16 protein-coding genes and 2 tRNA genes are annotated in these 20026 nt (G+C 60.7%); 12 read left to right on the top strand and 6 right to left on the bottom strand.

Annotated features, from left to right (window positions below):
- Positions 1-108: 108 nt before the first annotated feature.
- Together ACXR0M_RS05695 and ACXR0M_RS05690 are read left to right on the top strand one after the other, a co-directional pair.
- Positions 109-1824, top strand: coding sequence for a proline--tRNA ligase (locus tag ACXR0M_RS05695; RefSeq protein ID WP_458830704.1), 1716 nt, complete (start codon positions 109-111; stop codon positions 1822-1824).
- A 17-nt stretch (positions 1825-1841) separates the two neighbouring features.
- Entirely contained in the window at positions 1842-2795 is a 954-nt protein-coding gene (locus ACXR0M_RS05690; protein WP_458830702.1) for a hypothetical protein, read from the top strand.
- Positions 2796-2912: 117 nt separating this feature from the next.
- Here ACXR0M_RS05690 and dinB read toward each other — a convergent pair whose 3' ends face one another.
- The gene (gene dinB / locus ACXR0M_RS05685; protein ID WP_458830700.1) at positions 2913-3974 is read right to left on the bottom strand and encodes a DNA polymerase IV; all 1062 of its coding nucleotides are present in this window, start codon (positions 3972-3974) and stop codon (positions 2913-2915) included.
- 279 nt (positions 3975-4253) lie between these two features.
- Between dinB and ACXR0M_RS05680 the strand changes: the two genes are divergently transcribed.
- The 4 genes from ACXR0M_RS05680 to ACXR0M_RS05665 all read left to right on the top strand — a co-directional run bounded on the left by ACXR0M_RS05680 (position 4254) and on the right by ACXR0M_RS05665 (position 8836).
- Positions 4254-4330 (top strand) — tRNA-Met (locus ACXR0M_RS05680).
- Between the two features lie 218 nt (positions 4331-4548).
- Positions 4549-4625: transfer RNA gene (locus ACXR0M_RS05675), tRNA-Met, on the top strand.
- Positions 4626-4904: 279 nt separating this feature from the next.
- Complete coding sequence (gene mprF, locus ACXR0M_RS05670; protein WP_458830699.1) at positions 4905-7544, top strand: bifunctional lysylphosphatidylglycerol flippase/synthetase MprF; 2640 nt, start codon at positions 4905-4907, stop codon at positions 7542-7544.
- Complete coding sequence (locus tag ACXR0M_RS05665) at positions 7544-8836, top strand: virulence factor family protein (protein ID WP_458830697.1); 1293 nt, start codon at positions 7544-7546, stop codon at positions 8834-8836. Before mprF ends, ACXR0M_RS05665 begins: the two co-directional genes overlap by 1 nt.
- 451 nt (positions 8837-9287) lie before the next feature.
- Here ACXR0M_RS05665 and ACXR0M_RS05660 read toward each other — a convergent pair whose 3' ends face one another.
- Positions 9288-11129: a potassium transporter Kup gene (locus tag ACXR0M_RS05660; RefSeq protein ID WP_458830818.1), complete on the bottom strand. Its 1842-nt coding sequence runs from the start codon at positions 11127-11129 to the stop codon at positions 9288-9290.
- A gap of 349 nt (positions 11130-11478) precedes the next feature.
- Between ACXR0M_RS05660 and rimO the strand changes: the two genes are divergently transcribed.
- From rimO to tsaA, 5 genes are all read left to right on the top strand, one after another.
- Complete coding sequence (rimO, locus tag ACXR0M_RS05655) at positions 11479-12816, top strand: 30S ribosomal protein S12 methylthiotransferase RimO (RefSeq protein ID WP_458830695.1); 1338 nt, start codon at positions 11479-11481, stop codon at positions 12814-12816.
- Between the two features lie 205 nt (positions 12817-13021).
- Positions 13022-13495 carry a GNAT family N-acetyltransferase gene (locus tag ACXR0M_RS05650; protein ID WP_458830693.1) on the top strand — a complete coding sequence of 158 codons (474 nt, stop codon included), beginning with the start codon at positions 13022-13024 and terminating at the stop codon, positions 13493-13495.
- 188 nt (positions 13496-13683) lie between these two features.
- Positions 13684-14394, top strand: a complete 711-nt coding sequence (locus ACXR0M_RS05645) for an rRNA pseudouridine synthase (RefSeq protein ID WP_458830691.1) — start codon at positions 13684-13686, stop codon at positions 14392-14394.
- 70 nt (positions 14395-14464) lie between these two features.
- Positions 14465-14932 carry a YehS family protein gene (locus tag ACXR0M_RS05640; RefSeq protein ID WP_458830689.1) on the top strand — a complete coding sequence of 156 codons (468 nt, stop codon included), beginning with the start codon at positions 14465-14467 and terminating at the stop codon, positions 14930-14932.
- 202 nt (positions 14933-15134) lie between these two features.
- Positions 15135-15833, top strand: a complete 699-nt coding sequence (gene tsaA, locus ACXR0M_RS05635) for a tRNA (N6-threonylcarbamoyladenosine(37)-N6)-methyltransferase TrmO (protein ID WP_458830687.1) — start codon at positions 15135-15137, stop codon at positions 15831-15833.
- Between the two features lie 183 nt (positions 15834-16016).
- Here tsaA and fpr read toward each other — a convergent pair whose 3' ends face one another.
- The gene (fpr, locus tag ACXR0M_RS05630; protein WP_003222277.1) at positions 16017-16796 is read right to left on the bottom strand and encodes a ferredoxin-NADP reductase; all 780 of its coding nucleotides are present in this window, start codon (positions 16794-16796) and stop codon (positions 16017-16019) included.
- 133 nt (positions 16797-16929) lie between these two features.
- Between fpr and ACXR0M_RS05625 the strand changes: the two genes are divergently transcribed.
- Positions 16930-17856 carry a LysR family transcriptional regulator gene (locus ACXR0M_RS05625; RefSeq protein WP_458830684.1) on the top strand — a complete coding sequence of 309 codons (927 nt, stop codon included), beginning with the start codon at positions 16930-16932 and terminating at the stop codon, positions 17854-17856.
- On the opposite strand, the gene ACXR0M_RS05620 is transcribed toward ACXR0M_RS05625, so the two are convergent.
- The 3 genes from ACXR0M_RS05620 to ACXR0M_RS05610 form a co-directional block, all read right to left on the bottom strand.
- Entirely contained in the window at positions 17853-18215 is a 363-nt protein-coding gene (locus ACXR0M_RS05620) for a diacylglycerol kinase (protein WP_042607041.1), read from the bottom strand. The two genes, ACXR0M_RS05625 and ACXR0M_RS05620, sit on opposite strands and share 4 nt — an antisense overlap.
- Before the next feature lie 74 nt (positions 18216-18289).
- Positions 18290-18940, bottom strand: a complete 651-nt coding sequence (erdR, locus tag ACXR0M_RS05615; RefSeq protein WP_458830681.1) for a response regulator transcription factor ErdR — start codon at positions 18938-18940, stop codon at positions 18290-18292.
- 222 nt (positions 18941-19162) lie between these two features.
- Complete coding sequence (locus tag ACXR0M_RS05610; protein WP_458830679.1) at positions 19163-19912, bottom strand: tRNA-uridine aminocarboxypropyltransferase; 750 nt, start codon at positions 19910-19912, stop codon at positions 19163-19165.
- Positions 19913-20026 lie beyond the last annotated feature (114 nt).

Raw genomic sequence — 20026 nt, 5'->3', positions numbered from 1 at the left:
GGATTCCCGCCGTTGAGCCTCACCGCAGAGCGCAATCCTGTACGTCGGCAACTCTCGCCGGTACACTGCTCCGTCATTTCCAGTCATAGCAACCGACAACGGCCAACCATGCGCACCAGTCAATTTTTGCTCGCCACACAGAAAGAAACGCCTTCCGATGCGGTCGTGATCAGCCATCAGCTGATGCTGCGCGCCGGCATGATCCGCAAACTCGCTTCGGGCCTGTACACCTGGCTGCCGATGGGCTTGCGGGTAATGCGCAAGGTAGAAGCCATCGTTCGCGAAGAAATGAACGCTGCCGGCTCGCTTGAAGTGTTGATGCCGAGCACCCAGCCGGCCGAGCTGTGGCAGGAATCGGGGCGCTGGGACGAGTACGGCCCTGAGCTGCTGCGCATCAAGGACCGCCACGGTCGCGACTTCTGCGCGGGCCCGACCCACGAAGAAGTGATCACCGATCTGATGCGCAACGAGTTGAGCAGCTACAAGCAGCTGCCGATCAACCTGTACCAGATCCAGACCAAATTCCGTGACGAAATCCGCCCACGCTTCGGCTTGATGCGCGGCCGCGAATTCATCATGAAGGACGCCTACTCGTTCCACGCCGATCAGGCATCGCTGCAGGTCACCTACGACCGCATGCATCAGGCGTACTGCAACGTGTTCACCCGTCTGGGCCTGAAATTCCGTCCGGTCGAGGCTGACAACGGCTCGATCGGTGGTGCCGGTTCGCACGAGTTCCACGTCCTGGCCGAGTCCGGCGAAGACGATATCGTCTTCAGCAATGGCTCCGACTACGCGGCGAACATCGAGAAAGCCGAAGCCGTGCCACGCGAAACCTCGCGTCCAGCGCCGAACGAAGAGCTGCGCCTGGTCGACACCCCGGACACCAAGACCATTGCCGCGCTGGTGGAAAAATTCAATCTGCCGATTGAAAAGACCATCAAGACCCTGATCGTCCACGCCGAGGAAGAAGGCAAGCTGATCGCGCTGGTGGTTCGTGGCGACCACGAACTCAACGAGATCAAGGCTGCCCAGCAGCCAGGCGTGGCCAGCCCGCTGGTCATGGCCTCCGATGCCGAACTGCGTGACGCCATTGGCGCCGGCGCCGGCTCCCTCGGCCCGCTGAACCTGCCGCTGCCGATCATCATCGACCGTTCGGTCGAGCTGATGAGCGACTTCGCCATCGGCGCGAACATCGACGACAAGCACTACTTCGGCGTGAACTGGGAGCGTGATCTGCCGGTTCCGACCGTTGCCGACCTGCGTAACGTGGTGGCCGGCGACCCGAGCCCGGACGGCAAGGGCACCCTGGAAATCAAGCGCGGTATCGAAGTCGGGCACATCTTCCAGCTGGGCAACAAGTACAGCAAGGCGATGAAGTGCGAAGTGCTGGGCGAGAACGGCAAGCCAGTGACCCTGGAAATGGGTTGCTACGGTATCGGCGTATCCCGCGTGGTCGCGGCTGCCATCGAGCAGAACAACGACGAAAACGGCATCATCTGGAGCGACACCCTGGCGCCGTTCCAGATCGCTCTGGTACCGCTGCGCTATGAAACCGAGCAGGTGCGCGAAGCCACCGACAAGCTGTACGCCGAACTGACGGCGGCCGGTTTCGAAGTGCTGCTGGACGATCGCGACAAGAAAACCAGCCCGGGTATCAAGTTCGCGGACATGGAGCTGATCGGCATTCCGCACCGGATCGTGGTCAGCGACCGCGGTCTTGCCGAAGGCAACCTGGAATACAAGAGTCGTACCGAGGGCGAGGCGCAAGCATTGCCTGTGGCCGACGTGCTGTCTTTCCTTCAGGCCCGTATCCGCCGCTGATTCCAGATAGAGACCTCATGTTCAAGCGAAACACCCTGGGCCTCGGAGGCGCCGCCTTGTGCGGCGCCCTGCTGGTCAGCGGCTGTGCCAATCAGATGTCACAGCGCAGCGAGCACGAAGAGCGGGTCGAGCGCAAACTGCTCGATCACAGCCTGCAGATCGATGTCGGTGAGCCCAAGGTGCTTGAGCTGCCGCAGCGCCGCGTGAAAATCAACGAACAGAAGACCTTCGAAGTCACCGAGTTCGAAGTCACCCGTCGTTATGACCGCTACACGCCTTACCAACCCTGGCGGGAAATCTACGAGATTCCGCTGGGCGCCGTGGCCGTGGTGGCGGGTGTCGGTGCGAATGTGGTCAACGTGTTTGCCCTCGGCAACCTGCCGGACAGCGTGACCAAGGACTGGCTGAGCTACGGCATTGCCGGCGTCAACCCGTTCATGAACGTGCCGTCCCATGGTCGTGCGCAACAGAACCTGGCCGGTATCGATGAAGTCCAGCGCGACAAGCGCATGGAGTATTCGAGCCTGCCGTGGAGCGAGCGGCCGGTGCAGGTCAAGGCCGGCAAGCAGACCTTCGACATGACCACCGATCGCAACGGCGTGCTGCGCCTGAACCTGCTGGACAGTCCGTTCGCCGAAAATGACCTCAATCATGTCGGCAAACTGCAGATCAGCGTCGAGGACGGCAAGGACGATGTGCACAGCGACACGTCCCTGACCATCAGCAGCCACCTGCGCAGCAAGCTGCTTGAGGCGCACGGGCTGATTTACGACGACCTGGAAGACGACGAAGTGAGCCAGTGGGTCCACCGGGTCAAACGCCTGTCGGAACTGGGTCTGGAAGAAGAAGCCAGCGAACTGGAACAAAGCCTGATCGAGCTGACACGCAACGATCCTGAGTTGCAGGCCGAGTTTCTAAAGTCGCTGACCAAGGATGCCGGGCGTCTGGTGGCTGATCCGGGACCGAATTAAAGCGAAAAGCTTCGCGAGCAAGCCCGCTCCCACAGTTGATTGCATTCCACTGAAGGAACTCGATCAGTTGTGGGAGCGGGCTTGCTCGCGAAAGCTATCTGAAATTCACCGCTGAACTCAGCGTTCAAACAACTCCATCTGCTCAAACCCGCCGCGCAAGTCTTCCAGCCTGACGCCCACCCCCAACAACCGCACCGGTTTCCCCCCACGGTTGAACGCCTGCGTCAGCATCAATTGATAACTGCCCAAGTCGCGCCCTGCCCCGGCCTGTTCCAGCGTGGTCTGGGTAAAGTCGTGAAACTTCACTTTGACGAACGGCTTACCTGGCCGGTAGCTGCTGTCGATCCGCTCCATGCGGGTTTTCAGGGTATCAAGCAGCTCCGGTAGTTTGTCCAGGCAACTGCGCAGATCCGGCAGATCGACGTCGTAGGTATTTTCTACACTGATCGACTGACGACGGCTGTCGTTGTGCACCAAGCGCTCATCGATCCCGCGAGCCAGACTCCAAAGGCGCTCACCGAAACTGCCGAATTCGCGCACCAGCGCCAACTTGTCCCACTCGCGCAATTGCAGGCAGTCGGCGATGCCGAGCTTGCCCAGCTTGTCAGCGGTGACCTTGCCGACGCCGTGCAACTTGCTCACCGGCAAGCCGCTGACAAAATTCTCGACCTGATCCGGAGTGATCACGAACAAACCGTTGGGTTTCTTCCAGTCGCTGGCAATCTTCGCCAGAAACTTGTTCGGCGCGACCCCGGCAGAAACCGTGATGTGCAATTGATTGGACACCCGCCGCCGAATGTCCTGGGCGATGCGGGTGGCGCTGCCGCCAAAATGCGCACTGTCGGAGACATCGAGATAGGCCTCGTCCAGCGACAGCGGCTCAATCAGATCCGTGTAGTCACGGAAGATCGTGTGGATTTCCTTCGACGCTTCGCGGTAAGCATCCATGCGCGGCTTGACGATGGTCAGGTCGGGGCACAGCTTCAAGGCATGCCCGGAGGACATCGCCGAACGCACGCCATAGGCGCGCGCTTCATAGTTGCAGGTGGCAATCACCCCGCGCCGATCCGCCGACCCGCCCACCGCCAACGGTTTGCCGGCGAGGTTCGGGTCGTCGCGCATCTCGATGGCGGCATAGAAGCAGTCACAGTCGACGTGGATGATTTTTCGCTGGGTCATGACAGAAAAGGAAACATGGCGAGCCGGATCCGCAGTATCTCACTCACACCTGTATATAGCACCAGTAGTCTGAATGTTCTTTTCCTGATGTAGGAAAAGGCCGTTGAATTTATTTTCTCAATCATAGATTGCTCGCCAATAGAGCTGAAACCCTTGCCACACCTGCCCTGCAGCCCCTGCGGCAAAGTTATAAAAGCGCTAACCGATTGAACCGGAACAGATTTATCCGGATTGAAGGTTGACAGCCCGGCAATCCTCTGTAGAATGCCGCCACACAGACGCGGGATGGAGCAGTCTGGTAGCTCGTCGGGCTCATAACCCGAAGGTCGTCGGTTCAAATCCGGCTCCCGCAACCAAACATCAAAAAAGGCTACTCGAAAGAGTGGCCTTTTTTGTGCGCGCCTGTTTTGTAATCCGTCCCGGCATCCACGTCTGGCGACAAACAGGAATTCGTTGCGTTTCCGAAACTTAGCGTTTGCCTACGTCCGTTTGACGCAAATTCACACTTATTTGACCCTTTACGGGATTAGCGGTTGACACCTCGCCGTTCGCCTGTAGAATGCCGCCACACAGACGCGGGATGGAGCAGTCTGGTAGCTCGTCGGGCTCATAACCCGAAGGTCGTCGGTTCAAATCCGGCTCCCGCAACCAAACATCAAAAAAGGCTGCTCGAAAGAGTGGCCTTTTTTGTATCTGTGGAAAAAGTCCTTTCGCAACAATGATCTGTCACGCTGCAGTGAAACGCTCAGGATCGTCAGACCCACCGAGTTGCGACTATGCTTGAGTCGCAGGCAAGACGTCTGCAATCCATGAACCGCCCTCGCCGATCCCGGATGAGAGGCGTAGTATTTTGTGATTATTTTTTTCTACAGGGATTGGTAACTTGGCTGGATACCTCCATCCTGTCGCGCACAATCCAAGAGGTGATTGATGCGCGCCAACTCGTCTGATCCACAAGACACCGTCACAGCAGAACATCCGATCAAACCCGAGCGCCTGCGCGTGCTGGATCGGTTGAGCAAATATCGCCAGCCGATCGGTCTGGCGGTCACATTGCTGCTGTTTGCCATTGCGCTGATTGCCTGTCGCCACCTGCTGAGCGAACTCGATCTGTATGCCCTGCATGACTCGATCCTGGCCGTGCCGAAACCGGCCCTGCTCGGTGCATTGAGCGCGACGGTAGTCGGCTTCATCATCTTGCTCGGTTATGAATGGTCGGCCAGCCGCTACGCCGGCGTTACCCTGCCGCCGCGTACCCTGGCGCTGGGCGGTTTTACCGCGTTTGCGATCGGCAACGCCATCGGTCTGTCGCTGCTGTCCGGCGGCTCGGTGCGCTACCGTTTATATGCACGGCATGGTCTGGGGGCGTCGGAAGTCGCACACATGACCCTGTTCGCCAGCCTGTCGCTGGGTTGCGCCCTGCCACCGCTGGCCGCTCTGGCAACCCTGAGCAACCTGCCCGCGGCCTCCGCTGCCCTGGGCCTGTCGGAAGGCCTGCTCGGAACGATTGCCGCGGTAGTGCTGGGGCTTGGCGCGATTCTGGCGATCGGCATCTATCGCCGTCGCCTGCCGGAGCAGCCGTACCGCGATAACCTGCTGGTCCGCGCCGGTCGCCGCACGCTGCGCCTGCCGGGTCGACGCCTGACCTTTCTGCAACTGATCATCACCGCCCTCGACGTCGCGGCGGCGGCCACCGTACTTTATCTGCTGCTGCCGGAAGCCCCGCCATTCGGCGCGTTCCTGCTGGTGTACCTGCTGGCCCTGGCCGCTGGTGTGCTCAGCCATGTACCCGGTGGCGTCGGGGTGTTCGAAGCGATCCTGCTCGCCGCGTTCGCCGACACCCTCGGCGCCGCGCCACTGGCCGCTGCCCTGCTGCTCTATCGCCTGATCTACGTGGTGCTGCCACTGCTGGTGGCCTGCGTGTTCTTGCTGATCAACGAAGGCCAGCGTCTGTTCCAGACCCAGACCATGCGCGCTGCATCGGGTCTGGCCGCACCGATTCTGGCAGTACTGGTGTTCCTGTCCGGTGTGGTGCTGCTGTTTTCCGGCGCGACCCCGGAGATCGACACGCGCCTGGAACACATCGGCTTTCTGATTCCACATCGCCTGGTCGACGCCTCGCACTTCGGCGCCAGCCTGATCGGCGTGCTTTGCCTGCTGCTCGCCCAAGGCCTGCGCCGCCGGCTGTCGGCGGCGTGGATGCTGACCACCATTCTGCTGCTGGTTGGTGCCCTGCTCTCGCTGCTCAAAGGCTTCGACTGGGAAGAAGCCACGCTGATGACGCTCACCGCCGCGCTGCTGGGGGTGTTCCGCCGTTCGTTCTATCGTCCGAGTCGCTTGACCGAACTGCCGTTCTCGCCGCTGTATCTGGTGGCCAGTCTCTGCGTGTTGGGCGCGTCGACCTGGCTGTTGCTGTTCGCCTACCAGGACGTGCCTTACAGCCATCAATTGTGGTGGCAGTTCACCCTCGACGCCGATGCGCCGCGCGGCTTGCGCTCGCTGCTCGGTGCCGCCGTGCTGTTGCTGGTGATCGCCCTGACCTGGCTGCTGCGCACTGCCCGCCCGGTGATCCACCTGCCGACACCGGACGAGCTGGATCGCGCGGCGAAGATTCTGATGGCCTCGTCGCAACCCGATGGCGGCCTCGCCCTGACGGGTGACAAGGCGCTGCTGTTCCACCCCAACGACGAGGCGTTTCTGATGTACGCCCGCCGTGGCCGCAGTCTGGTGGCGCTGTACGACCCGATCGGTCCGAGTCTGCAACGCGCGGAAATGATCTGGCAGTTCCGCGACCTGTGCGACATCCATCACACTCGCCCGGTGTTCTACCAGGTGCGCGCGGAGAACCTGCCGTACTACATGGACATCGGCCTGACCGCGATCAAGCTCGGCGAAGAAGCCCGGGTCGACCTGCAGCGCTTTGACCTGGAAGCCAAGGGCAAAGAGATGAAGGACCTGCGCTACACCTGGAACCGCGGCACCCGCGATGGTCTGTCGCTGGAAATCTTTGAGCCAGGCCAAGCGCCGATGGACGAGCTGAAAGTGATTTCCGATGCGTGGCTGACCGGCAAGAACGTGCGCGAGAAAGGTTTCTCCCTCGGCCGTTTCAGCGACGATTACCTGAAGCATTTCCGCATTGCGGTGATTCGCTTCGAAGGCCGCCCGGTGGCGTTCGCCAACCTGCTCGAGACCTACAGCCATGACCTGGCCAGTCTCGACCTGATGCGCGCGCACCCGGACGCCCCCAAGCTGACCATGGAATTCATGATGGTCGGCCTGATTCAACACTATAAGAGTCACGGATACGCGCGCTTCAGCCTGGGCATGGTGCCGTTGTCGGGGTTGCAACCCCGGCGTGGTGCACCGCTGACCCAGCGTCTGGGCTCGATGGTCTTCCGCCGTGGTGAGCAGCTGTACAACTTCCAAGGCTTGCGCCGCTTCAAAGACAAGTTCCAGCCTGACTGGGAACCCCGTTATATGGCCGTGCCCGCCGGACTCGATCCGCTGGTCGCGCTGGCCGACACTGCTGCCCTGATCGCGGGCGGCTTGACTGGATTGGTGAAACGCTGATGATTCAACGCTCCCTGAAGTACATCCTGGCCGCACTGCTGGTGCTGGCCGTGATTGCCGGCGGCGGTTACTGGTACCTCAAACGACCCGCCCCTCAACCGACGCTGCAACCGCTGACTGCCGCTGATGGCACGGTGATGACCCGCGTCATCCCGGGCACCCAGCCCAAGGCGCAGGTGCTGGTGGCGGTCAATGACGACCAGAAGCTGACCGACGCCCAACTGAGCACCCTGAGCCGTAGCGCCTCGGCGCAGATCGTTCAGGTGATTCTGCCCAAGGACTGCCTGCAACAGAGCCGCGCCCTGCAAACCGGCCTGCGCGAACTGAATGGCCCGGCCACGCTGGTCAGCGGTATCGGCCCGGGCGCCGTGCTGGCCTGGCGCTGGTTGTCCGAGCAGAAGGACGACAAGGCTCAGGCCATCTCGGTTGACCTCGCCCTGGAAAAACCCGGCTGCACTCACCTGCTGCCGAAGTCCGCCGCCCATGGCCACTGGCTGGTGGCGTGGAACGACAACCCGGACGACACCAGCGCCGGTTTCGTGCGCGATCAACCGAACGCCGAAACCAGCATCAGCGACTACGACATCAACCTGCCGCAAGTGCTGAACAACGAACTGCGCAAGATCCTCGTCGGCGGCGACAAGGCCAACGGCGGTCTGGCGATCCCGGTGGTGGAAGTGCCGGCCGGTCAGGCCAAGGACACGGTGACCCTGTTCCTCTCCGGCGACGGCGGCTGGCGCGACCTCGACCGCGACGTCGCGGGCGAGATGGCCAAGATCGGCTACCCGGTGGTCGGCATCGACACCCTGCGCTACTACTGGCAGCACAAGAGCCCTGAGCAAAGCGCGCTGGACCTGACCGAACTGATGCAGCACTACCGGCAGAAATGGGGCACCAAGCGCTTCATTCTCACCGGTTACTCATTCGGTGCCGACGTCCTGCCGGCAATCTACAACCGCCTGCCGGAGACCGAGCAGCAGCGCGTCGACGCAATCATCCTGCTGGCTTTCGCCCGCACCGGCAGCTTCGAAATCGAAGTCGAAGGCTGGCTCGGCAACGCCGGCAAAGAAGCCGCCACCGGTCCGGAAATGGCCAAGCTGCCTCCGGCCAAGGTCGTGTGCATCTATGGCGCGGAAGAAACCGATGAGAGCGGCTGCACCGACAAGACAGCGGTAGGCGAAGCGGTGAAGCTTCCTGGCGGTCACCACTTCGACGAGAACTACCCGGCGTTGGCCAAGCGTCTGGTGGACTTGATCGAGAAGCGTCAAGCCAAGGATCAGCCGACAGAGTGATCTGACCCGGCGACACGAAAAGCCCCCGCAGCCTTACGGTTGCGGGGGCTTTTTGCATTCCCGAGCATCCCCTATCCCTTTGTAGGAGTGAGCCTGCTCGCGATAGCGGAGTGTCTGTTAGTAAATCATTGGCTGACACTCCGCTATCGCGAGCAGGCTCACTCCTACAGGGGGATTGCGCTGAATTCAGATCAATCATCAGTCCTTGCTGACGTACCGTGCCCGTATTTCGTATCGCAGCCCTCGGCAGCTCCTACCTGGAATGCGAAACCTGTAGGAGCTGCCGAAGGCTGCGATCTTTTGATCTGGATTTTGTGGTGAATGACCGGGCCTCATCGCTGGCAAGCCAGCTCCCACAGGAATTTGTGCTGGATTCAGGGGCTAAGTGCCCAGTCACAAAAAAGCCCCCGCCAGCCGCAAGGCCGACGGGGGCTTTTCAATTGCTGTGGGACTACATTTCGACCTGCGTCCCCAACTCAATCACCCGGTTCAGCGGCAGATTGAAGAACCGCAGATTACCGTTGGCATTCTTCAACATGAACGCAAACAACGCCTCTCGCCAACGCGCCATACCCTCAAGTTTCGAGGCAATGACCGTTTCGCGACTGAGGAAGTAAGTGGTACGCATCGGGCTGAAGTCCAGATCGTCCAGATGGCACAGTTTCAGCGCTTGTGGCACGTCCGGCTCGTCGGTGAAGCCGAAATGCAGGATCACCCGGAAGAAGCCTTCGCCGTGGGCTTCGACTTCGAAACGGCGCGATGGCGGGACGCGTGGGATGTCTTCGTAGACCACGGTCAGCAGCACCACTTGCTCGTGCAGCACCTGGTTATGCAGCAGGTTGTGCAACAGCGCGTGCGGCACCGCGTCGGAGCGCGCGGTGAGGAACACCGCGGTGCCCTGCACCCGGTGCGGCGGTTGCACGCGGATGCTGCTGATGAAGATCGGCAACGGCAGCGCGCCTTCGTCGAGACGATCGACCAGCAGTTGTTTGCCGCGCTTCCAGGTGGTCATCAGCACGAACAGCGCGATACCGGCGATCACCGGGAAGGCGCCGCCCTGCACGATCTTCGGCACGTTGGCGGCGAAGTACAGGCCGTCCACCAGCAGGAAACCGATCAGCACCGGTACAGCAAGGACTGGAGGCCATTTCCACAACAGCAACATCACCGCCGACACCAGGATGGTGGTCATCAGCATGGTGCCGGTCACCGCCACGCCATAGGCCGAGGCCAGCGCACCGGAGGATTCGAAACCGATCACCAGCAGCACTACGCCAACCATCAGCGACCAGTTCACCGCGCCAATGTAGATCTGGCCCTGCTCATCGCTGGAGGTGTGCTGGATGTACATGCGCGGAATGTAGCCGAGCTGGATCGCCTGACGGGTCAGGGAGAACGCGCCGGAAATCACTGCTTGCGAGGCAATTACCGTCGCCAGGGTCGACAGGGCCACCAGTGGAATCAGTGCCCAGCTCGGCGCCAGCAGATAGAACGGGTTGCGCGCGGCATCCGGATTCTCCAGCAGCAGTGCACCTTGACCGAAGTAGTTCAGCACCAGCGCCGGCAGCACCAGGATGAACCACGCACGGGCAATTGGCTTGCGGCCGAAGTGGCCCATGTCGGCGTACAGCGCTTCAGCACCGGTCAGCGCCAGCACCACCGCGCCGAGGATCGCCACGCCCATGCCGGCATGCACCATGAAAAAGCGCACGGCCCACATCGGATTCAGCGCATGCAGCACTTCCGGGGTGTGGCTGATGCCATACACACCGAGGGCCGCGAGCACGAGGAACCAGGTGACCATGATCGGCCCGAACAGAATGCCGATCCGCGCCGTACCGTGGCGCTGGATCAGGAACAAGCCGACCAGTACCACCAACGACAGCGGTACCACCCAGTGATCGATGCCGTCGAACGCCAGCCCCAGACCTTCAATCGCCGACAGTACGGAAATCGCCGGGGTGATCATGCTGTCGCCGTAGAACAGCGCCGCGCCGATCAGTCCGCAGACCACCAGCAATGAGCGCAACCTCTTGCGCCCGCCCGCCGCACGCCGCGCCAGGGCCGTGAGCGCCATGATCCCGCCCTCGCCCTGGTTGTCGGCACGCAGGACGAACATCATGTATTTGATCGACACGACCCAGATCAGCGACCAGAAGATCAACGACAGAATGCCCAGCACACCATCGTGATTGACGGGCACGCCATACGCGCCGGAAAACACTTCTTTAAGGGTGTACAACGGGCTCGTGCCGATGTCGCCGTAAACTACCCCGACTGCCGCGACCAGCATGCTCAGCGGTTTTGCAGCCGAATGCTCGGCGCCCGCCGCCTGACTACTTGCCTGACCCATCCAACACTCCTGATTCTCGAACCGGCTTCTTTGAATGAAGCACTATGCTTTGTGGTGCAGCATGCGCTGTTTTACCTGTTGTTACAGACGTTTTGTTGACTGTAAAAAATCGGTAAAGCTCAACGGCGCGAAGCATAGCGCAGCACTCGTCGTATTTCCCTGCATAAAGCTGGTCAAGTGCGTTGCTCACCGCTAGAATTGCGCACTTTTTGATCAGAGGCGCCCTTCAAGCGCCCGTCCGTCGGTTTCCACACCAGGCAAGCGGCGTCACAAAACACCGAGGTTAGACATGTCCACCACTCCTGCGCCGGCCAATCCCAAGGTTGGCTTCGTATCTCTGGGTTGCCCGAAAGCACTGGTCGACTCCGAGCGCATCCTGACCCAGCTGCGCATGGAAGGCTATGACGTGGTGTCCACTTATCAGGACGCGGACGTGGTGGTGGTCAACACCTGCGGTTTCATCGACTCGGCCAAGGCGGAATCGCTGGAAGTGATCGGTGAAGCGATCAAGGAAAACGGCAAGGTGATCGTCACCGGTTGCATGGGCGTGGAAGAAGGCAACATCCGCGACGTACACCCGAGCGTGCTGGCCGTGACCGGTCCGCAGCAGTACGAGCAAGTAGTCAACGCGGTGCACGAAGTGGTGCCGCCGAAACAGGACCACAACCCGCTGATCGACCTGGTGCCGCCGCAAGGCATCAAACTGACCCCGCGTCACTACGCATACCTGAAGATTTCCGAAGGCTGCAACCACAGCTGCTCGTTCTGCATCATCCCGTCGATGCGCGGCAAACTGGTCAGCCGTCCGGTCGGCGACGTGCTCGACGAAGCTCAGCGTCTGGTCAAATCCGGCGTCAAGGAGCTGCTGGTGATTTCTCAGGACACCAGCGCCTATGGCGTCGACGTCAAATACCGCACCGGTTTCTGGAACGGCGCGCCGGTGAAAACCCGCATGACCGAACTCTGCGAAGCGCTGAGCACCCTCGGCGTCTGGGTCCGTCTGCACTACGTTTACCCGTACCCACACGTTGACGAGCTGATCCCGCTGATGGCCGCCGGCAAGATCCTGCCGTACCTGGACATCCCGTTCCAGCACGCCAGCCCGAAAGTCCTGAAGTCGATGAAACGCCCGGCGTTCGAAGACAAGACGTTGGCGCGGATCAAGAACTGGCGCGAAATCTGCCCGGACCTGATCATCCGTTCGACCTTCATCGTCGGCTTCCCGGGTGAAACCGAAGAAGACTTCCAGTACCTGTTGAACTGGCTGACCGAAGCCCAGCTCGACCGCGTTGGCTGCTTCCAGTACTCGCCGGTAGACGGCGCACCGGCCAACGATCTGGACCTGGAAGTGGTCCCGGACGAGGTCAAGCAGGATCGCTGGGAGCGCTTCATGGCGCACCAGCAGGCGATCAGCTCGGCGCGTCTGCAGATGCGCATCGGCCGTGAAATCGAAGTGCTGGTAGACGAAGTCGACGAACAAGGCGCGGTCGGCCGCTGCTTCTTCGATGCCCCGGAAATCGACGGCAACGTGTTCATCGACAACGGCAGCAACCTCAAGCCGGGCGACAAGGTCTGGTGCAAGGTGACTGACGCCGACGAATACGATTTGTGGGCTGAGCAGATCTGACGCCGCGCCCCTGTAGGAGCTGCCGCAGGCTGCGATCTCTTGATCTTAAAAACAAGATCAAAAGATCGCAGCCTGCGGCAGCTCCTACAGGGATCGTGCTGATAGCAAAAGCCCCGCTCTTTTTACGAGATGCGGGGCTTTTTTACGGCTATCGTTTGCTGTGGGAAGGACTCCCGCTTATTCACCAGAAAAGAGGCAAACGGGCATGCGTCAGCATTCGGTCATTCACACGCCGAAACTCAGCGACTATCAGGAATTGACCCGGGTCTGGGAGGCCTCGGTCCGCGCGACCCATGATTTTCTGCCGGACAGCTACATCGAATTGCTGCGCAATCTGGTGCTCACCCGTTATCTGGATGCAGTGATGCTGATCTGTACCAAGGACGCCAATCAGCGCATCACCGGGTTTGCCGGGGTCGCCGCAGGCAAGATCGAAATGCTGTTCATCGATCCCGAGCATCGAGGCAAGGGTCTGGGCAAGAAACTGCTGAACTACGCCCTGCAGCACCTGAACGCCGACGAACTGGACGTCAACGAACAGAACCCGCAGGCGCTGGGGTTCTACTTCAAGCAAGGTTTCGAAGTGATCGGCCGCTCGGAGGTCGATGGCATGGGTCAGCCGTACCCGTTGCTGCATATGCGTTTGCGCCAGAATCAACAGCGCTCCAGCCACGCCTGACGAAACACACCCTCTGTGGGAGCTGGCTTGCCAGCGATGCAGACGACTCGGTCTGTCAGACATACCGAGGTGATGCCATCGCTGGCAAGCCAGCTCCCACAGGAAATGCGAACACCTGCAAATCGAACCGGGCTTAACCGGCGCCAGGCAGGTACAATGCTCACCCCTTTTTTTGTTACGGCCCTGTCATGACTGACCCGATTCGCCTCTCCAAACGCCTTATCGAACTGGTAGGTTGCTCCCGCCGGGAGGCCGAGCTGTTCATTGAGGGCGGCTGGGTCACCGTGGACGGCGAAGTGATCGACGAGCCGCAGTTCAAGGTCGGCGACCAGAAGGTCGAACTCGACAAGGACGCCAAGGCCACCGCACCGGAGCCGGTCACGATTCTGCTCAACGTGCCGGCGGGCATGGATGTCGACACCGCCATGCAATCGCTCGACGCCGAAACCCTCAGCGAAGAGCACCGCTACGGCAAGCGGCCATTGCGCGGGCACTTCCTGCGCCTGACCGCCAGCGCCGACCTGCAACCCAAGGCCAGCGGCCTGCTGGTGTTTACGCAGGACTGGAAAATCCTGCGCAAGCTCACCGCCGACGCGGCGAAGATCGAGCAGGAATACGTGGTCGAGGTCGAAGGCGAGATGGTGGCTCACGGCCTCAATCGCCTGCAGCACGGCCTCACCCACAAGGGCAAGGAGCTGCCGCCGGTCAAGGCCAGCTGGCAGAACGAAAACCGCCTGCGCTTCGCCATGAAGAACCCGCAGCCGGGGATCATCGCCCAATTCTGTGAAGCGGTTGGCCTGAAGGTCGTCGGTATTCGCCGGATCCGCATTGGCGGCGTGTCGATCGGCAAGGTCCCGGTCGGCCAATGGCGCTACCTGTCCGGCAAAGAGAAGTTCTGAGACTTCCACTGCCGCCACACATTCCGGCAGCGCCCGTGCGCGCTGCCCACAACGCATCAGGATTATCCACATGGTTCATAACGACGTACTGCGCAGCGTGCGCTACATGCTCGACATCAGCGACAAGAAGGTAGTCGAGATCATCAAACTCGGCGGCATGGACGTAACGCTCGCCGACGTAGTGACCTGGCTCGACAAGAAAGAAGAAGACGAAGAAGGTTTCGTGCGCTGCCCGGACGAAGTGATCGCACACTTCCTCGACGGCCTGGTGATCTTCAAGCGTGGCAAGGACGAAAGCCGTCCGCCGCAGCCGATCGAAGTGCCGGTGACCAACAACATCATCCTGAAGAAACTGCGCGTGGCCTTCGAGCTGAAAGAAGACGACATGCACGCGATCCTCAAGGCCGCCGAGTTCCCGGTATCCAAGCCTGAGCTGAGCGCGCTGTTCCGCAAGGTCGGCCACACCAACTACCGCCCATGCGGCGACCAGTTGCTGCGCAACTTCCTCAAGGGCCTGACCCTGCGCGTTCGCGGCTGATCATCTGCTCAGGAACTGAGTCGGCGCCGCGCCCTTCGCGGGCAAGCCACGCTCCCACAGGTTTTGTGACCAATGCAAAATCTGATTTCAACGGAAATCCCTGTGGGAGCGGGCTTGCCCGCGAAGACGCCGGCCGTGTCAGCCCCGTCTTGAAGCCCTCCGGGTTATCATCCCCACCCCGCTCCCGCCTCGATTCCAGACCATGACCTACAACGTCTCCCCCATCGGCTTCGTGCGCTCCTGCTTCAAGGAGAAGTTCGCCATTCCGCGCCAGCCACAACTGGCCCCCGCCGCCCGTGGCGTGCTGGAACTGGTGGCGCCGTTCGATCAGGGTGAGGCCGTGCAAGGTCTGGAGCAGGTCAGCCATGTCTGGCTGCTGTTCCTGTTTCATCAAGCGCTGGAGGAAAAGCCGCGCCTGAAGGTGCGGCCGCCACGGCTGGGGGGCAACAAGTCCATGGGCGTGTTCGCCACCCGCGCCACCCACCGTCCGAATGGCATCGGCCAGTCAGTGGTGAAGCTGGACAAGGTCGAGGCCAATCGGCTGTTCATCTCGGGTATCGATTTGCTCGACGGCACGCCGATTCTCGACATCAAACCCTACGTGCCTTACGCCGACATCATCCCCGACGCCGTCAATAGCATCGCCAGCGCCGCGCCGCTGCTGATCGACGTGCAGTGGAAGGATGCCGCGCTGCAACAGGCTCAAATGCATGCCCAGCGCCTTGCCGAGCCTTTGGTGGAGTTGATCGAGCAGTGCCTGGCGCAGGATCCGCGCCCGGCGTATCAGACGCCGGCGCCGGAGCGCGAGTACGGCGCGCAGTTCTGGGATCTGGACGTGCGCTGGCACTATCCGACGCCGGAGCGGATATGCGTGCTGGAAGTCATCCCGGCCTCAGCCTGAAACACTACCCCCCTGTAGGAGCTGCCGCAGGCTGCGATCTTTTGATTTTGATCTTAAAAGCAAGATCAAAAGATCGCAGCCTGCGGCAGCTCCTACATGGATTGTGGCAGGCATGAAGGAAATGTTTCGGGCATAAAAAAGCCCCCATTGCCTGCACAGGCAATGGGGGCTTTTTCGTGCTGCTTACTTCTCGACGAACGCACGCTCGATCAGATAATCACCCGGCTCGCGCATCCGCGCCGAGATCTTCAGACCGAAGCTGTCGAGCACTTCGCTGGTCTCGTCGAGCATGCTCGGGCTGCCGCAGATCATTGCGCGGTCGTCCTGCGGGTTGATCGGTGGCAGACCGATGTCGCTGAACAGCTTGCCGCTGCGCATCAGGTCGGTCAGACGGCCCTGGTTCTCGAACGGCTCGCGGGTCACGGTCGGGTAGTAGATCAGCTTGTCACGCAGCGCTTCGCCGAAGAACTCGTTCTGCGGCAGATGCTCGGTGATGAATTCGCGGTAGGCGACTTCGTTGACGTAACGCACGCCGTGCACCAGGATCACTTTTTCAAAGCGCTCGTAGGTTTCCGGGTCCTGGATCACGCTCATGAATGGCGCCAGACCGGTGCCGGTGCTCAGCAGATACAGATGCTTGCCCGGATTCAGGTCGTCCAGTACCAGGGTGCCGGTAGGCTTCTTCGAGATGATGATCTCGTCGCCTTCCTTCAAGTGCTGCAACTGCGAAGTCAGCGGACCATCTGGCACCTTGATGCTGAAGAACTCGAGATGCTCTTCCCAGTTTGGGCTGGCGATCGAGTAAGCGCGCATAAGCGGGCGGCCGTTGGGCTGTTGCAGGCCGATCATCACGAACTGACCGTTCTCGAAGCGCAGGCCCGGATCGCGGGTGCACTTGAAGCTGAACAGAGTGTCGTTCCAGTGGTGAACACTGAGGACACGCTCGTGGTTCATGTTGCTCATGTACGTGGGACTCCTGGATATTGGGTCTGCGCTCGCCTTTGCGGCCGACAGTGCGCAATTGCAACGCATTCTAATAGCGACGACAATATCTGTTAACTGGATTATTAAGATAAGGGTTATCGGTTATATCGATATGCGATTTACTCTTCGTCAACTGCAAGTCTTCGTCGCCGTCGCCCAGCAGGAAAGCGTATCCCGTGCTGCGGGTCTGCTCAACCTTTCGCAATCGGCGGCGAGCACTTCGATCACCGAACTGGAGCGCCAGTCCAGCTGCCAGCTGTTCGATCGCGCCGGCAAACGCCTGAGCCTCAACGCGCTCGGCAAACAGCTGTTGCCGCAAGCGGTGGCCCTGCTCGACCAGTCCAAGGAAATCGAAGACCTGCTCAACGGCAAATCCGGCTTCGGCTCGCTGTCGGTGGGCGCGACCCTGACCATCGGCAATTACCTGGCAACCCTGTTGATCGGCAGCTTCATGCAGCGCCATCCGGAAAGCCAGGTGAAACTGCACGTGCAGAACACTGCCAATATCGTGCACCAGGTCGCCCACTACGAAATTGATCTGGGTCTGATTGAAGGCGATTGCAGCCACCCGGACATCGAAGTGCAGAGCTGGGTCGAGGATGAGCTGGTGGTGTTCTGCGCGCCGCAGCATCCGCTGGCCAGACGCGGCAGCGCGACCATGGAAGAGTTGACCCACGAAGCATGGATTCTGCGCGAACAAGGCTCTGGGACGCGGCTGACCTTCGATCAAGCCATGCGCCACCATCGCAGTGCGCTGAATATCCGTCTCGAACTGGAACACACCGAAGCGATCAAACGCGCAGTGGAATCCGGGCTGGGGATTGGCTGTATTTCGCGGCTGGCGCTGCGTGATGCGTTTCGCCGTGGCAGTCTGGTGGCGGTGGAAACACCTGATCTGGATCTGGCCCGGCAGTTCTACTTCATCTGGCACAAGCAGAAGTACCAAACCTCGGCCATGCGCGAATTTCTCGATCTGTGCCGCGCTTTCACCGCCGGGGTGCAGCGCAGCGACGAGATCGTGTTGCCGAGTATCGCTTAAAGCAGAATCACCGCCCACACCAGGGCAATCATGCTCAGGGCCACGAATTGCGCGGCGCTGCCCATGTCCTTGGCGTTCTTCGACAGCGGGTGCAGTTCCAGCGAGATGCGGTCGATGGCCGCTTCTACCGCCGAGTTCAGTAGCTCGACGATCAGCGCCAGCAGGCAGACCGCGATCAGCACCGCTTGTTCGACACGGCTGACATTAAGGAAGAACGTCAGCGGAATCAGCACCACATTCAGCAGTACCAGTTGGCGGAACGCTGCTTCGCCGGTGAAGGCTGCGCGCAGGCCGTCCAGCGAATAACCGGAGGCGTTGAGGATGCGTTTAAGGCCGGTCTGGCCCTTGAAAGGTGACATAAAGTAGAAACCAGCCAAAAAGGAGTGGGAAAGCTAGAGCAACAAAAGTCAAAAAAGCGTGAAGACGCCAGCGATTATTGGCTCGGAATTGACTCAAGTTGTTGCAGAAGGAGTGCCGCCTGGGTCCGGGTGCGCACGTTCAGCTTGCGAAAAATCGCCGTGACATGGGCTTTGATGGTCGCCTCGGACACATTCAACTCATAGGCAATCTGCTTGTTCAGCAAACCTTCACAGACCATGGTCAGGACGCGGAACTGTTGCGGAGTGAGGCTGGCCAGGCCGTCGCTGGCGGCTTTGGCTTCGTCGGAGACGCTGACTGCTTCGAACGCCTGCGGCGGCCAGAACACGTCGCCATCGAGCACTTTACGCACCGCTTGCTGAATCACGCTCAGGTCGCTGGACTTGGGAATGAAGCCACTGGCGCCGAACTCCCGCGACTTGACCATCACCGAAGCTTCTTCCTGCGCCGAGACCATCACCACAGGAATCTGCGGATATTGTCCCCGCAGCATGACCAACCCGGAAAATCCGAAAGCGCCGGGCATGTTCAGGTCGAGCAGGACCAGATCCCAGTCAGCCTTTTCGGTCAGGCGTGCTTCCAGTTCGGCGATGCTCGCCACCTCCACCAGACGCACGTCCGAGCCGAGGCCCAGGGTCACCGCTTGATGCAGTGCGCTACGAAACAGCGGGTGATCATCGGCAATCAGGATGTCGTATGTGGCCATTTTTCAAATGATCCTGTTTTTGATGGCAGACCCGGTGCATTCCGGTCTGGCCAAAACAACTCAAGATGCCGCTTGAAGCGGAATCCACAGGGGCACGTTCAACGCCAATCAACAGCAAACACGGCGTTTCAAACCTTGGCCGCACCCTAATCGGCGCCAAGCATGCCCAGCGCAGCCGGGGTGGTCAAGCAGCACGGCTGCGGGCTTGTGCAGTATGGGCCACTATTGAGCCAACTCCGGCTGCGGCTTTCGTATATAGGGCAGCAACTCGGCATGGGCCGGCGTCGATTCATTCATGTCCAACTGCTGTTTGGCACCGAGGTAATGCTGGCTGAACACATCGAAATAAGCGTCCAGCGCTGACGCCGCGTCGCTGTCCCCGGCCAGTTCCAGGCACAACGCCGCGACTTCGGCGGTGCACAGGTGCTCGCTGCGGGTGGAGCGACGCAGGCGATAGCGCGAAAGTTTGTCCGGCAGCAGGCTGAGAATCGGCAAGCGGTCAAAATACGGACTCTTGCGGAAGATCTTGCGCGCCTCGGTCCAGGTCGCATCCAGCAGAATGAACAGCGGACGTTTGCTGGTATCGGGTGTGACGGTGTTGGTCACCCGCGACGGTTCAACGTATTCGCCAGGAAACACCAGATACGGCTGCCATTGCGGGTCGTCAAGCAGCGCCAGCATCTGCGGATCCGGCTCGGTACGCGACCAGATGAAGGCATGGTTGTCACGCACCACATCGGCAATCAGCCAACCAGTGTTGCTCGGCTTGAACACTTCCTTGCCGGTCATGATCAGGCACACGCCAGACCGGGTTTCCACCGTCGGCCGCCAGGCGCACAGGCAATGGCTGATGATCACCCGGCAGTCGCGGCAACGCTCGGAGCGAAAACCACGGGCCTGAATCGGCTTGATACCCTCGTCCTCGCGCTGATCGCGCAAGCGGGCTACGGCGTTGGGGGCATGATGGCTCACGGGCAACGCCTCACGGCAGGAAAACTCGACACGCACAGCACTCGGCAAGGCAATAAAGGCCGGCAGTCTAGCAGAGCGGCGAGCGCAAACCTGTACCGTCCCGACCGGCTCCCC

Source organism: Pseudomonas sp. Eth.TT006 (assembly GCF_054456575.1).
This window is presented reverse-complemented; position numbering and strand designations above follow the sequence as displayed.